The organism is Variovorax humicola (assembly GCF_037889915.1).
In the GTDB taxonomy this organism is placed as follows: Bacteria; Pseudomonadota; Gammaproteobacteria; order Burkholderiales; family Burkholderiaceae_C; genus Variovorax; species Variovorax humicola.
In genome coordinates, this window is the sequence record NZ_JBBKZV010000001.1 from 745,040 (window position 1) to 760,468 (window position 15,429).

General features: G+C 67.5%; 8 protein-coding genes. 2 read left to right on the plus strand and 6 right to left on the minus strand.

Annotated elements, in window-relative coordinates:
• Positions 1-66: 66 nt before the first annotated feature.
• On the plus strand, positions 67-990 hold the full coding sequence (locus tag WKW80_RS03555) for a LysR substrate-binding domain-containing protein (RefSeq protein WP_340362129.1): 924 nt from the start codon (positions 67-69) through the stop codon (positions 988-990).
• Positions 991-1,033: 43 nt separating this feature from the next.
• On the opposite strand, the gene WKW80_RS03560 is transcribed toward WKW80_RS03555, so the two are convergent.
• Together WKW80_RS03560 and WKW80_RS03565 are read right to left on the minus strand one after the other, a co-directional pair.
• Positions 1,034-1,840: an alpha/beta fold hydrolase gene (locus tag WKW80_RS03560; protein ID WP_340362130.1), complete on the minus strand. Its 807-nt coding sequence runs from the start codon at positions 1,838-1,840 to the stop codon at positions 1,034-1,036.
• A 530-nt stretch (positions 1,841-2,370) separates the two neighbouring features.
• Entirely contained in the window at positions 2,371-3,681 is a 1,311-nt protein-coding gene (locus WKW80_RS03565) for an O-acetylhomoserine aminocarboxypropyltransferase (protein ID WP_340362131.1), read from the minus strand.
• Positions 3,682-3,825: 144 nt separating this feature from the next.
• On the opposite strand from WKW80_RS03565, the gene WKW80_RS03570 reads away from it, so the two are divergent.
• Positions 3,826-4,281: a CBS domain-containing protein gene (locus tag WKW80_RS03570; RefSeq protein WP_340362132.1), complete on the plus strand. Its 456-nt coding sequence runs from the start codon at positions 3,826-3,828 to the stop codon at positions 4,279-4,281.
• 1 nt (position 4,282) lies between these two features.
• Here the strand turns inward: WKW80_RS03570 and WKW80_RS03575 are convergent, their stop codons facing one another.
• From WKW80_RS03575 to treS, 4 genes are read right to left on the minus strand one after another with little or no spacing between them, the layout of a single operon-like run.
• Entirely contained in the window at positions 4,283-9,397 is a 5,115-nt protein-coding gene (locus tag WKW80_RS03575) for a malto-oligosyltrehalose synthase (RefSeq protein WP_340362133.1), read from the minus strand.
• Entirely contained in the window at positions 9,390-11,210 is a 1,821-nt protein-coding gene (gene treZ, locus WKW80_RS03580; RefSeq protein ID WP_340362134.1) for a malto-oligosyltrehalose trehalohydrolase, read from the minus strand. The genes WKW80_RS03575 and treZ overlap by 8 nt, the downstream gene beginning before the upstream one ends.
• Positions 11,211-11,228: 18 nt before the next feature.
• Positions 11,229-12,068 (minus strand): mechanosensitive ion channel family protein, encoded by an 840-nt coding sequence (locus tag WKW80_RS03585; protein WP_340362135.1) that lies wholly within the window; start codon positions 12,066-12,068, stop codon positions 11,229-11,231.
• Positions 12,065-15,418 (minus strand): maltose alpha-D-glucosyltransferase, encoded by a 3,354-nt coding sequence (treS, locus tag WKW80_RS03590; protein ID WP_340362211.1) that lies wholly within the window; start codon positions 15,416-15,418, stop codon positions 12,065-12,067. Before treS ends, WKW80_RS03585 begins: the two co-directional genes overlap by 4 nt.
• Between the last annotated feature and the right edge of the window lie 11 nt (positions 15,419-15,429).

A 15,429-nucleotide genomic window follows, 5' to 3' on the forward strand; every position in this document is an offset into this window, starting at 1 on the left:
CGACAGCCTTTCCGACCGGCCCTAAAGTGAATCCATCGTTAACCTGAATTCAACAATGGAGCGGTCATGCCCAGTGAAGTGCAGCCGGCCGACCTCGGCTTCTTCTCGACGCTGGCCAGTGCCGGCAGCTTGAGCGCAGCGGCGCGCGAGCTGGGCATCACTACGCCAGCGGTGAGCAAGCGCCTGGCGCTGATGGAGTCGCGCATCGGCGTGTCGCTGATCAACCGCACCACCCGGCGCATGAGCCTCACGCCCGAGGGCGAGCTGTACCTGGAGCATGCGCGCCGGATCCTGAGCGACATCGACAGCATGGGCGAGCTGCTGGGCGCGTCGAAAGCCACGCCCAAGGGATTGCTGAGGGTCAACGCGACCCTCGGCTTCGGGCGCAGCCACGTGGCACCGTTGATCTCGAAGTTCGTTCGCAAGTACCCGCAGGTCGAGGTGCAATTGCAGTTGTCGGTCAACCCGCCGCCGTTGACCGAGGACTCCTTCGATGTCTGCATCCGCTTTGGCGTACCGCCGGATTCGCGCGTGATCGCGCGTCACATCGCGGCCAACCGCCGGCTGCTGTGTGCGGCACCCGCCTACCTGGCCAGGCACGGCATACCCAAGGTGCCGAACGACCTCACGAAGCACAACTGCATCGGCATTCGCCAGGGCGAGGAGGCCTATGGCGTGTGGCGCCTGTCGAGCGGGCGAGGCCCCAATGCCAGGACCGATGCCGTCAAGACGCGCGGCAACCTGGCCACGAACGATGGCGAGATCGCCGTGAACTGGGCGCTCGATGGCCACGGCATCCTGATGCGGGCGGAATGGGATATCGAGCGCTATCTGCGCAACGGCCGGCTGGTGCAGGTCCTGCCGCAGTACTACACGCCCGATGCGGACATCCACGCGGTGTATCCGCAGCGGCACCAGCTTGCCGCACGGGTGCGGGCGTTCGTCGATTTCGTCGGGCTGGCGTTCAAGCAGCAGGAAGCCGCATCCTGAGGCCACCCGGCGGCCCGAATGGCCCTGATGGCCCGGATGGCCATCAGGCGCCCAGGAAACCCTTCAACGCGAACAGCGTCTGCTCGGGCGCCTCGGTCATCAGCGCGTGGCCCGCGGGCACTGTCGTCACCTTCGCGCCGCGCGCCTTGGCCGTCAGCGTCTTCGCGGCGCGTGGCGGCGTCATCTGGTCGGACTCGCCGAGGACGAACAGCACCGGGCAGGTGACGGCCGCCATCGCCGCCTCGCCGTTCGCGTAGTCGTTGCAGGCCTTGAAGCCGACGTGGAACACGTTGGCTTCGCGGTTGCTCGCGAGCACGCGCCGCATCAATGCGCGCGAGCCGCCGTAGAGCCAGGTGCCGGGCCCGAGCGAGGAGGGCGGCGGCGCCAGCAGCGAATGCGAAAAGGTGTTGACCATGTCGATGGCGCGCTGCGGGTCGTTGAGCGCGCCGTCGAGCAGGGCTGGCGACACCGTCATCGGGTACGCCGTGCCGACCAGAACCAGGTGCGAAACGCGTTGCGGCGCGCGCGATGCGGTTTCCAGCGCGATCAACGAGCCGAAGCTGTGGCCGACCAGCGCGGCCTTGACGACGCCCGCCGCGTCGAGCAGCGCCACCACGAACTCCGCCGCTTCCTCGACGCTTGCAGGCGGCGTGCCTTCGCTCTTGCAGTGTCCCGGCAGGTCGATCGCCAGCACGTTCCAGCCGTGGTTGGCGAACCAGCGGCTTTGCAGGATCCAGACGCTGTGGTCGTTCAACACGCCGTGGATGAACACGACGGTGGGCTTGGCGGCGTCGAAGGGCTTGCCGCCGGTGTAGCAGTAGGTGCTGTGGCCGTTGACGGTGTAGTTCATTTCAGTTGCTCCAGCGCGCGTTGTGTTGTTGCGGGCTGCTTGTGTTTGGGGTGCGCTTGTTCAGGGTGCAAAGGCTCGGGGTGCAAAGGTCAGGGGTGCAGAGGTCAGGGGTACAAAGGTCCGCGGTGCGTGCCGAGGCCACTGGGTATCCCCCTCCGCGAATGTCCCCCGCCTTCGGCTCCTCCTTTATTTCGCTGCGGGGGACACCCAGCACCCTCGGCACGAGGAACGGTCGGTGGTGTCGGCCGATCGACGACTGCGTGTCTGGATCACGTCGATGGTGTGCTCTGCGCAGCGAAATAAAGGAGGAGCCGGCAGCCGCAGGCTGACGGCGGGGGACATTCGCGGAGCAGAGCACGCCGTCGGCGTGATCGCGCCCCGAACAGAGCGCAGCGTTGGTGCAATCGCGCCCCGAACAGCGCACGCTGTCCGCGCAATCGCGCCCCGAACAGCGCACGCTGTCCGCGCAATCGCGCCCCGAACAAGAATCCGGGCCGACACCCGGCCGAATCGAAGAGCAAGGTTTCATCCTAGGCACCCGCCTTCTCCGCGGCTTTCAGCGCGCGCTTCAGGTCGTCGATCAGGTCGGCCGGGTCTTCCAGCCCGATCGACAGGCGGATCGTTCCCTGCGAAATTCCCGCAGAAGCCAACGCCTCGTCGGTCATCCGGAAATGAGTCGTGCTGGCCGGATGGATCACCAGGCTGCGGCAGTCGCCCACGTTCGCCAGATGGCTGAACAGCTTGAGCGCCTCGATGAACTTCTTGCCCTGCTCGCGGCTGCCCTTCAGGTCGAAGCTGAAAACCGCGCCCGCGCCTTTCGCTCCGTGGCGCAGCAGCTTCTGCGCGAGCGCATGGCTGGGATGCGATTCGATCAGCGGGTGCCCGACATGCGAGACGAAAGGATGCGCCGCCAGGAATTCGACCACCTTCTGCGTGTTGTCGATGTGACGCTCCATGCGCAGCGGCAGCGTCTCGATGCCCTGCAGGATCAGCCAGGCCGTGTGCGGGCTCATCGACGCGCCGAAGTCGCGCAAGCCCTCGCGGCGCGCACGCAGCAGGAACGCGCCGACCGTGCTTTCCTCACTGAACACCATGTTGTGGAAGCCGTCGTAGGCCTCGGTCAGCTCGGCGAATTTGCCGGTACGTTCCCAGTCGAAACTGCCGCCATCGACCACCACGCCGCCGATCACCGTGCCGTGGCCCGACAGGAACTTGGTCGCCGAGTGATAAACCAGGTCCGCGCCCCAGTCGAAGGGCTTGATGAGATAGGGCGAGGTCAGCGTCGAATCGACCAGCAGCGGCACGCCCGCCGCGTGCGCGATGTCGCTCACCGCGGGAATGTCGAGAACGTCCAGGCCGGGGTTGCCGACCGTCTCGCCGAACAGCAACCTCGTCTCCGGGCGGATCGCGGCGCGCCAGCCGTCCAGGTCGCCGGGCTTGACGAAAGTGGTCGAGATGCCGAAGCGGCGCATCGTGTAGTGCAGCAGGTTCTGCGAGCCGCCATACAGCGCGGTGCTGGCGACGATGTGCGAGCCGGCGCCCATCAGCGTCGCAATGCTCAGGTGCAGCGCGGCCTGCCCGCTGGCCGTCGCGATGGCGCCGATGCCGCCTTCGAGCGCTGCCACGCGCTGCTCCAGCACCGCGTTGGTCGGGTTGCTGATGCGGCTGTAGACATGGCCCGCGCGCTCGAGGTTGAACAGCGCCGCCGCGTGGTCGCTGGACTCGAAAACGAACGAGGTGGTGAGGTGGATCGGCACGGCGCGCGCGCCGGTGGCCGGATCGGGCGCAGCACCGGCGTGCAGCGCGAGCGTGTCGAAACCGGGGTCGGAATAGCCTGGCATGAGGGCCTTTGGTAGGAGCTGGAAATCGGCAACGGCCTGTGACCCTTGCAGCGATGCGGTGGGTGACGCGGGCGTCGCGGTGGGCGATGATTGTGGGCTATATTCAAATTGCAATTGCCACCGTCCAGCAGAGGAAAACCACCCATGAAAGTCAGCGACATCCTGCGCGTCAAGGGCAGTACGCTTTTCACCGTCACGCCCGACGAGACGCTGTTGGTGGCGGTGAACACGATGGCCGAGAAGGACATCGGTTCGCTGGTCGTCATGGAGCATGGCGACCTGGTGGGCATGCTCACCTTCCGCGAAGTGATCCAGGCCATCGTGGGCAATGGTGGCCAAGTCGGCAGCACGCTGGTGCGCAAGGCAATGGACGACCATCCGGTGACCTGCACCATGGAAACCGAGCTCGACGAAATCCGCCGCATCATGCTCGAGCGGCACGCCCGCTACATGCCCGTGATGGACAAGCGCATGCTGATGGGCGTGATCAGCTTTTACGACGTGGCCAAGGCGGTCGTCGACAGCCAGAACTTCGAGAACAAGATGCTCAAGGCCTACATCCGCGACTGGCCGGCGGAGAACGAGTCGGACAACAACTGAGCTACGCCAGCGCGACCAGCGCCGCCGCGGGCAGGCTCGCGAAGGCATCGCCGACGCGCAGCGCGCCGTCGGCCGCTGACAGCGTTTCGTCGGTCAGCACGTTGCGAAAGCGCTTGCCTTCCGGCCAGCCCGGCAGCTTGACCACCGTATCGTCCCAGCTTGCCGTCCCAAGCGGCAAACGGTGAGCGGCAGCCGCCGCCGGGGCGTCTGCCTCCAGCCCGGCGAACAGCCGGCCGGCGATGACCACCAGCACCTGGCCCTGGTGCTGCCGCATGAAGGCAACGACGTGGGGCGTTGCTGCGCCCCGGGCATGCAGCGCGGTATAGCGGCCATCGCGAAACAGCGCGGGCATTTCCTTGCGCAAGCCCATCAGGCGCCACGTCAGCCAGAGCTTCGCGCGGCCATCGTGCGGCGCTTCGGCAAGTCCTTTCGCCATGGCCGCGATGCCGGGTAGCCCGGGCTGCCCGCGCTGTTGCGACAGTTGCGCCAGCTCGTCGAGCCAGCGGGACCGCCTCGCATAGTCGACCGGCCGGCGGTTGTCCGGGTCGACCAGGCTCAGGTCCATCAGTTCGTTGCCCTGGTAGAGGTCGGGCACGCCCGGCGAGGTGTACTTGATGAGCGTCGCCGAAAGGCTGTTGAGCGCGCCGAACCAGGCCAGCGTGGCGCTGAGCGCCTGCAGGTCGGACAGGAAGGCGTTGTCTGGCGATGTCGACAGCAGCCGGTGCACGAAACCGGTGAGCGCGTCTTCGTACTCGGCGTTGGGGGTGACCCAGCTCGTGTGTTCCTTCGCCTCGCGCGCGGCCTTCAGGGCATAGCGTTCGATGCGCGCGAGGTACGGCGCCCGCGTGCCGTCGTCGAGCCCGGCCGCCGGCAACGTGCCGAGCAGCGTCTGGTAGAGCAGGTACTGGTCTGCCGCGCAAGGCAGCTCCACACCCTCCGGCGCCGCATTCATTTCGCGCCAGCGACGCAATGCCAGCCGCCAGGTCGCCGGCATCTCCGACAACACGTTGATGCGGTTGCGCACGTCTTCCGAGCGCTTGTTGTCATGCGTGGACGTGGCCAGCATCGTGTGCGGCCAGCGCAGCGAGCGGTCGGTGCTGGCCTCGTGGAAGGCGGCCACGGTCATGCCGAAATGCCCGGGCTCGCCGCCGACCTCGTTGAGCGAGCAGAGCGGAAAGTAGCGGTAGAAGGCCGTGTCTTCCACGCCCTTGGCGGTGACGGGCGCGCTGAACTGCTGGAAGCGGATGGCAAAGCGCAGCACGCGCGCATGCAATTCGGCGGCCGCGTCGGGCACCGGCTCGCCCAGCAGCGTGCGGCGCACGAAGTCGAACACCGAGGCATCGGCCTCGGGGCTGCGCTCGAGCGCGCGGGCGACGGCCTCTTCGATGTAGTGACGGTCTTGCGCCGACGGCGATTCGATGACGTAGGTGCGATACACCTGCAGGCATGCCGTCACCTGCGCCAGCGCACGGCGCAGGGTGTTGAGCGTGTAGTCGCGCGTATGGCGGTCGGCACGGGCGATGCGCAGCAATTCGGTCGAGAGCACGTTGAGTTCCGACGACAGCGCGTTGCGCATGATGGCGCGCTTGCCCCGAAAGGCGAACTGCTCGAAGGAGGCTTCCACGCCGGTGAAGCTGCGCCAGATGCGGGTGAAGCGTTCCGCCGCGCTGGTGTCGATCAGCACGCCGTTGAGCACCGTGGCAAAGCGGTAGCCGGTGGTGCCGTGCACATGCCATTGCTCGGGCACTTCCTCATGCGAGGCGGCGATTTTTTCCGCGACCACGTAGAGAGGCCGCGCCGGCCGGCCCTCCGCGTCCGGCCCCGGCAATGCAAGGCCGGTACGTCGCGCAAAGCGGTGCTGGAGCCGCTCGAAGTATTGGGCCGGGTCGTAGAGGCCGTCGGGGTGGTCGATGCGCAGCCCGTCGACCAGGCCGGCCGCCGCGAGGTCGAGCGCCATGCCGTGCGTGGCTTCGAACACGGTCTCGCGTTCGATGCGCAATGCTGCCAGGTCGTTGATGTCGAAGAAGCGGCGGTAGTTGATTTCGTCGGCCGCCACGCGCCAGAACGCAAGGCGATAGGCCTGTGCATCGAGCAGCGCGTGCAATGCGTCGCGCTCCCCCGCGCCGTTGAGTTCGGCGACGGCCGACGCAATCGCATCTGCCGCTTCGCGTTGCCGTGCCACGAGCCGCGCCAGCCGGCCCTTCAGCACTTCCTTGTCGCGCGCGCGTTCGGCCACGGCCTCGGGCTCGGTGGCGGTGCGCGCGGGCAGGTGGCCGAACGACGCCGCGATGCTGGCGAGGCTGGCGGCGAGGTCGGCATCGTCGATGCGTCCCTTGGCCCGCTGCAGCACGCGCGGATAGGTTTCAGGAGCGAGCGGGAAGCTGTGTTCGTTGTAGCCCAGCGCAAGGCTGCCGGTGTCGGCCACGAAGGCGAGCACGAGCTCGCCGCGCGCCAGCACGTCGCCGTAGTGGTCGCCGAGCACGGGAAGCAGCACCTTGTCCTGCAGCTCGACATTGAGCGGGTGCCAGTCGATGTCGAAGTGCTGCGCGTAGCGCGAGGCCGGGCCGTTTTCCAGCACGTCGGTCCACCAGGCGTTGTCGGCGCCGAGCACGCCCATGTGGTTGGGCACCAGGTCGAGCAACTGGCCCATGCCGTGCGACTTGAGCGCGGCGCTGAACCGCTCGAAGCCTTCGCGTCCGCCCAGCTCGGGGTTGATTTCGTCGTGCGCGACCACGTCGTAGCCATGCATGCTGCCGGGCCTTGCGCGCTGGATCGGCGAGCAGTAGATGTGGCTCACGCCGAGCTTTGCGAGATAGGGCAGCACGGCGATCGCGTCGTCGAAGCCGAAGTCCTTGTGGAACTGCAGGCGATAGGTGGCGCGCGGTATGACCGCCTCGGCGCCGCGCCGCGCACCGGCCGGCGGCGCGGGGTGCGGGCGGATGGCGGCGAGGGCTTCGCAAAGCTGCAGCGTCGACACGTCTGCCGCAAGCTGCGGCAGGTCGAGCCGCAGCTTGCGCCGCCAGTTGGGATGCGTGTCGATCGTGCCCGGCATGTTGGCCTGTTCGAGCATGCCGACCGTGTCTTCGAGCTGCACCATCATCACTTGCGACGGCGTGCTCGCGATGTAGGCGTGGATGGCGGTCACCGTCGCGGGAGACAGCGTCTGCGCGCCAGTGGCCTCGACCACCGCGTCGGCCGACAGCAGGCCGGCGCGCTGCACCGCGAGCAGCAGCCGCACGCGTTCCTGCGCGCGGTCGAACAACTGCTTCTCGAAGATGGCCTGGCTCGGGAACAGGCCGAGCGTCAGGCGCAGACGCAGGTCGTGGCCGGCCCACCATCCGGTGAGCGTGGCCAGGTCGTGCGTGCTGATCGCGACGAGCGCATGGCGCGGGTATTCGGACGGCGCCTTGAAGTCGCCTTCATGATTGCGCTCGAAGTAGAGCAGGCGGTACGACAGCACTTCGAAGCGGGCCAGCGCGTGGCGCATCTCGTCGGCCACAGTGCCGAGGTCCTCGCCGATGACCATGCAGCGCTGCCGCTGGCTTTCGATGGCGACGATGGCCAGCATCTCGTGCAGCGCGTAGTGCACATAGGCGCCGTCCTGAGGCGTCTTGCCGGGCGGGATCCAGAACAGGCGCATCAGGCCCATCACGTGGTCGATGCGCAACGCGCCCGCGCCGCGCATGCTGCCGCGCAGCGTCTCGATGTAGAAGCGGTAGCCGCTGGTTCTCAGCTTGTCGGGCCGCAGTGGCGGCAGTCCCCAGCCCTGGCCGTTGGGGTTGAACTCGTCGGGCGGCGCACCGACACTGGCGCCCAGGGCGAAGATGTCGCGCTCGCACCAGGCGTCGGAACCGGCACGGTCGACCGACACGGCCAGGTCGAGGTAGAGACCGATGGCCATGCCGAGGGCCTGGCATTGCTGCCGCACGTGGTCGAGTTGCTTCGCTGCCTGCCATTGCAGGTATTCGAAGTAGCCGATGCGGCTGGCATGCGATTCGGCGAAGCGCGCGACCTCGGGCGTGCCGGGCGAACGAAAGGCCTCGGGCCAGACCGGCCAGCCCCAGATGCCGGGATCGGCTTGGTGGAAATGCTCTTGCAGCGCCTCGAACAGCGCGTGCTTGCGCAAGGCATCGCCGCGGTCGGCGCGAAAGGCGTCGAAAGCCGCCGCGCTCGCCGTGCGGCTGGCAATGTGCTGCGTGCGGAAGTGCGCGTACAGCATCTCCAGCACTTCGAACTTGGCCGCCGCCACGCCGGGATAGTCGACCAGTTCGGCGTCGCGCAGGGCGGCCAGCCGCGCCTGGAACTCGGGCGAGCTCACCCGCTGTTGCGCGGCCTCGCATTCGCGGAATTCGTCGACGGCCTCGACGTCGACGTAGAGCACGTCGAGTTGCACGCGCGACGACGGGCTGTAGGGGCTGGCATGCGCCGGGTTGTGCGGGAACAGCGCATGCAGCGGATTGAGGCCGAGGATGCCGGCGCCGCGCGGCGCGGCCTGCTGCGCGAACCCGGTGAGGTCGGTGAAATCGCCGACGCCCCAGTTGCGGTCGGAACGCAGCGCATACAACTGCACGGCAGGGCCCCATACGCGCACATCGTCCTTCATGGCCGGCGGCCTGTAGCAATGTGGCGGTGCGCTGATGAGGAGGGTTTCGCCGGGCTGTTCGTCGAGCGTCAGGTGGTGATAGCCCATCGGCAGCGCCAGCGCGAATTTGACGCGGCGTTCGCAGTGCGCCACGCCATCCACGTCGGTGCGCGCGTCTTCGTGGATGTCGTGCAGCCGCACGTGACCGCGGTGAGTCAGGCCGGTTTCCTCGACCAGCGTCCAGCTCGTTCTGGCCAGCGCGGCCGGAACGCGCAGCACGATCGACCAATGGGGCTGGCCCGCGTCGATCGCGGCGGCGGGGGGCAGCGCAACCCGCCATGCTGCCGACTGCAGGGCATGCAGGCTTTGCTGCAACGGGCTCGCGGTGTCGACGCCGAAGGTGCCGAGCAGTGCCCGCAGGTTCTCCGGCGCGATGACATGCCGGTGGCCGAAGATGTCGTAGTAGTCGGTGGCAATGCCGAAGAGGGCGCACAGACGCTCCAGTGCCTCGTGGTTGCCGGGGGCCTCATCCATGGTCGTTTTCCTGCAGCGCGACGCACACCGCACCCGGTGCCAAGCGTAGCGTGTTGCCGTCGGGTGCGAGGCCAACGGAATAGATCAGCGGGCCGGCGAGCGGCTGGATGCCTGTCAGGGGCTTCCTTCCGAAGTGCGCGAGCAAGCGCAGGCGCGCGCCGCCGAGCGGCCATTCGACGCGAAGCGCCTCGCCGTCGCGCCAATGACGACCGCCGCCGCGCTGGGCGTCGAGGTGCGGCCTCACGGCGCGCCGACGGATCGCCAGCAACTCCGAGACGAAGGCCAGGAAGTCGCGGTGCGGGCCATGCTGGCGCTCCTGCCAATGGAGCTTGGAGGCCTCGAAGGTCGAGGCTGCATTGGGGTCGGGGATGCGCGCCCGATCGGTTTCGTCGGCGAAGGAGGCGAACTTGCCGAACTCGGCGCGCCGGCCGGCCGATACCGCGGCCGCGAGCTCTCCGCCGAAATCGCAGAAGTAGAGGAATGGCGTCGAGGCCGCGTATTCCTCGCCCATGAACAGCATCGGCACATGCGGCGACAGCAGCAGGCAGGCATAGGCCGCGCGCAGCAGCGCGGGGTCGGCGAGCGAATCGATGCGCTCGCCGAAGGCGCGGTTGCCGACCTGGTCGTGCGTCTGCAGGAACGAGACGAAGGCGCCTGAGGGCAGGTGCGCGCTCGGCTCGCCACGGCGTTCGCCATCGCGAAACGGCGAAGGCTGGCCCTGGAACACGAAGCCCTCTGCCAGCGCTCGGCCGAAGTGGCCGATGGGGTCGTCGGCATAGTCGGCGTAGTAGCCGTCGGTATCGCCGGTCACCAGCACATGGGCTGCGTGATGCAGGTCGTCATTCCATTGCGCGGTGGCCATCGAGGGCTGGCCTTCGGCGTCGCGCGCGAGGTAGCGTGCGCCGTTGGCGTCGTTCTCCAGCACGACGTGGATGTGGCGCTCCCGGCCCGGCCCGTTGCACAGCGCGGCGCAGATTTCCTCGACGATGTCGAGGCGGCTGTCGTCGCGAATTGCGTGCACGGCGTCCATGCGCAGTCCGTCGAAGCGGTATTCCTCCACCCAGAACAACGCGTTGTGCACGAAGAAATCGCGCACCGTGCGCGAGTGCTCGCCGTCGTAGTTGATGGCGGCGCCCCACGGCGTCTGGTGCGCGGCATTGAAGAAGTGCGGGCTGCCGGCATGCAGGTAGTTGCCTTCGGGGCCGAAGTGGTTGTAGACCACGTCCATCAGCACCATGAGGCCGAGATCGTGCGCGGCGTTGACGAAGGCCTTGAGATCGTCGGGCGTGCCATAGGAGGCGTCGGGTGCGAACTGCAGCACGCCGTCATAGCCCCATCCGTGCCGGCCCGGAAAGTCGGCCACCGGCATGACCTCGACCACCGTGATGCCGAGCGCCGCAAGGTCGGGCAGGCGCTTGCGCGCCGCCGCGAAGCTGCCTTCCGGCGTGAAGGCGCCGATGTGCAGTTCGTAGATCACCGCCTCGGTCCACGGGCGGCCGTGCCACGCGTCGTCGTGCCATGTGAAGGCGCGGGGGTCGATCACCTCGCTGGACCCGTGCACGTCGTCGGGATTGCGGCGCGAGGCGGGGTCGGGCACCCGGGTGCCGTCAGGCAGGCAGAAGCGGTAGCGGTCGCCCGCGCGGGCCTGCAAGACGTCCAGGCGATGCCAGCCCTCGGCATCGGGCGTCATGCGCAGGGGAGGATGCGCGCCGAGTTCGAGCCCGATCTCCGCCGAATCGGGCGCCCAGTAGCTGAATCGCACGCCGGTGCCGAGCACCATGGCGCCGAAGGGCATCGGGTGGACATGTTGCATCGGGCGTCGCCGGCGCCCTCAGAGCGGTGGTGGCGGATCGCTGGGCCGGCTCGGCATGAGCGGCCGGCCGCGCGGGCGCAGCGCCGTGACGTGGCTGGTGGCGGCGTTCTGCTCGGCAGCAGGCGGCGATGTGTCGATGGCGCTTTCCGCAGGCGGCGCCGGGATGTCGCGCGGCGCCGGCGGCTTGGCGCGCCCCTCGTGCGGCCACCATTGCGCAATGCGGTCGGCGGCCCACTCCTTGCCCGCCAGCCCGAAAGCCAGCGCCAGCGCGAACACCACGCCGGCCAGGATCACGAGGAAGCTCTCGCGCACGATGTCGCCGCCGACCTTGACGTGGTCCAGCGCGATCAGCACCACGAAGATCATGATCGCGTAGCGCGCAACCTTGCCGAAGAAAGTAGCGTCCGCCAGCTTGACGCTGCGGCCGTAGTGGATGACCGCATCGCCGACGAACTTCGCGAAGTACGAGCCGAAGGCCAGCACCATCAACGCGACGAAGATGTTCGGCACGAACCACATGACGCGGCCAAGCAGGTCGGTGATGTAGGTCAGCCCCAGGCCGTTGAACGCGATGATGAACGCGGCCAGCATCACCATGCCATAGGCCAGTACGCCGATGAGGTCGCTGGTGTCCTTGTTGAGGCCGCCCTGGCGCAGGAAGTTGTCCAGGCCGGAGCGCTGCGTCAGCACGCCGAAGTTGGCGGCCCGCAGTCCGCGTGTGACCGCGAAGCGCACCACCTTGGCGATGAGCCAGCCGGCAACGATGACCGCGGCCGCGAAGAACAGCCGCGGCAGGTAGGCGCCGACCTGGAACAGGAAGGCGCGCAGTGGCTCGAGGCCCATCTCGAATTGGTTCATGCGGCATCTCCTCTTGCAATCGATGTGCCGTCAGCCGTGGCCAGCGCCTGCAGGCCCTGCATCGGCACCTGGAGCCAGTCGACGCGGTTGTTCAGCTCGTAGCGAAGCTCGTACATGGCCTTGTCGATCTCGAACAGCGACAGCAGCTCGGGCTCCGGCGGCGGCGCGCCGGCCACGGCCAGGGTGTCGGCATAGCCGCCGAGGAAGGCCTTGCGCACCTGCAGTTCCCAGTCGGAGGCGGCGCTGTCCAGCCGCAGCAGTTCCTCCGGGTTTTGCGCGTTGCGCTTGAGGGAAGACCAGCGTGCGTAGTTGAACGAGCGCAGCATGCCGGCCACGTCGCGCAGGGGCGAAGTCTTGGCGCGGCGCTCCGTGAAACTGCGGGCCGGCTCGCCTTCGAAATCGATGATGATGAAGTCGTTGCGCGAGACCAGCACCTGGCCCAGGTGGTAGTCGCCATGGAAGCGTGACTTGATGGCCGCCGGGCCGGCTGTCTCCGTCGGGAAGGACTCGATGCGCTGGAGCAGCGCGGCTTCGCGCGCCAGCAGTCGCTCTGCATCTTGCTGCGCTTCCGGCGGCAGGCCGGACATGCGTTCGCGCAGCATGTCGAAGCTGCGGCGCGCCTCGACTGCGGCCGTGTCGCGAAACGCGGTGCGGTCGGCTGCAGACAAGGGTTCGGGATCGAAGGCGGCATCGCCCTTGGAGCGTGCGAATGCCAGGTGCAGCTCGGCGGTGCGCTGGCCCAGCACACGCGTCAGTTTCAAGAAGGCGCCATGGTCGGGCACGGCATCGCCTTCCGGCGAATCGCGCTGCTCCGACAGCACGCGGTCGAGGTAGCCCAGCGTGTAGTCCCATGCATCGCCCTGGTTCGGCACGTAGGCTTGCAGCAAGGCGAGCGTCATCACGCGGCCGTCCGCGCCGTGGTATTCGATGGCGCCGGCAACCGGCACGCAGTTGGCAAAGCGCGCCACTTGCGTGAGGTAGCGGCCCACGTCGAGTTCGGGGTTCACGCCCTCGTGCAGACGCCGATAGCCCTTGAGGAACAACTGGTCGCCCAGCGTGACGACCGTGTTGCTGCTCGCGGCGCTGGGCTTGCTGACTTCGAGCGCGTCGATGTCCTCGTCGGTCACGTCGACCAATGCGCCGGTGGAAGTGAAGCGGATCTCGCCGTGCATGGCCGGCAGTACCAGTCCCTGCGCGATGCCGAGCACGACCGCGCGGCAGAACGACTCGTCGTAGAAGGCGTCGCCCATCAGGCCCACCTCGGCCTGCTGGCGCACCTTGGCGATGATGGCCTGTGCGAGCTGCTTCATGCGTTCTTCGTCGTGGTCTTCCCAGGCCAGGGCGAGCGGCATGAAGTAGGTCGAACGGACATCCGAGGCCTGCACGTCGAGTATCGGCAGCATCCAGCGCAGGCGGCCGCGTTCCCACACCACATGCTCGGCGATGGTCGCACTCGTGATGGCGCTGCCCTTGGACCCATACCAGCGTTGCGCCTCGATGTGGCGCGCAAACAGGTCCGACTCGACCTGCTCGCGCAGGCGGTCGGCCATCGCCATGCGCCACGGCATCACCCGCTCGCGGAACAGGCTTTGCCAGCCGTCGAACAGCACCAGCGTCGGGCGGTCGCGCAGGCCGACTTCCTCCTGGTGCCACACCGGCATCGGCGCGTCGGTGGTGAGCTTGAACCAGTAGAAGCCGTACGAAGGCATCGTCAGCAGGTAGGGCAGTTCACCGATCGGCGGGAACGACGAGCGCCCGAGCATCTCGACGGGCACGCGCGTCTTGTAGGCCGACAGGTCCAGCTCCACCGGCTGTGCCGCGCGCGAGAGGTTGAACACCGAGAGGATCACGTCGTCCTCGAACAGGCTGAGATAGGCCAGCACCTTGCGGTTGCCGGGCCTGAGGAAGACTTTCTTGCCGCGGCCGAAGGCGCTGCTGGTCTTGCGCACGGCCAGCATGCGGCGCGTCCAGTGCAGGAGCGAGCTGTTGTCGCGCAACTGGGCCTCGACGTTGACCGATTCATAGCCGTACATCGGGTCCATGATCGGCTGGAGGTACAGGCGCTGGGGGTCGGCGCGCGAGAAGCCGGCGTTGCGGTCGGGGGCCCATTGCATCGGCGTGCGCACGCCGTTGCGGTCGCCGACGAACACGTTGTCGCCCATGCCGATCTCGTCGCCGTAGTAGATGATCGGCGAGCCGGGCATCGACAGCAGCATGCCGTTCATGAGCTTGATGCGGTCCTTGTCGTTGTCCATCAGGGGCGACAGGCGGCGCCGGATGCCGAGGTTGATGCGCGCGCGCTTGTCGGCCGCATAGGTGGTGTACATGTAGTCGCGCTCGCGGCTGGTCACCATCTCCAGCGTGAGCTCGTCGTGGTTGCGCAGGAAGATGGCCCACTGGCAGCCATCGGGAATGTCGGGCGTCTGCTGCAGGATCTCGACGATCGGGTCGCGGTCTTCCTGCGCGATCGACATGTACATGCGCGGCATCAACGGGAAGTGATACGCCATGTGGCATTCGTCGCCGCTGCCGAAGTATTCGCGCACGTCTTCGGGCCACATGTTGGCTTCGGCGAGCAGGAAGCGGTTCTTGTATTCGGCGTCGATCGCGGCGCGGATCTTCTTGATGACGGCATGCGTCTCGGGCAGGTTCTCGTTGCTGGTGCCGTCGCGCTCGATCAGGTAGGGAATCGCGTCGAGCCGGAAGCCGTCCACGCCCATGTCGAGCCAGAAGCGCATCGTCTTGAAGATCGCCTCCAGCACGGCCGGGTTGTCGAAGTTGAGATCGGGCTGGTGGCTGAAGAAGCGATGCCAGAAGAACTGCTTGGCGACCGGGTCCCAGGTCCAGTTGGACGTCTCCGTGTCGGTGAATATGATCCGCGTGCCCCGGTAGATCTGGTCGGTGTCGCTCCACACGTAGAAGTTGCGCTCGGGCGAGCCGGGCGGCGCCTTGCGCGCGGCCTGGAACCACGGGTGGTCGTTCGAGGTGTGGTTGATGACCAGTTCGGTGATCACGCGCAGCCCGCGCTTGTGCGCCTCGTCCAGCATCTCCTTGAAATCGGCCAGCGTGCCGTATTGCGGATTGACGTCCTCGTACTCGGCGATGTCGTAGCCGTCGTCCCGCAGTGGCGAGGGGTAGAAGGGCATCAGCCAGATCGTGTTGACGCCAAGGTCCTTCACATAGTCGAGCTTGGCTGTCACGCCCTTGAAGTCGCCCGTGCCGTCGCCGTCGGTGTCGAAGAATGCCTTGACGTTGAGCTGGTAGATCACCGCGTCGCGGTACCACTGCGCGTCGTCGGTGTGGTCGATCTCGGGGGTTTCCAGGGCGAGGGCGGGCACGTTGGCGTTCATTTTCGTCATGC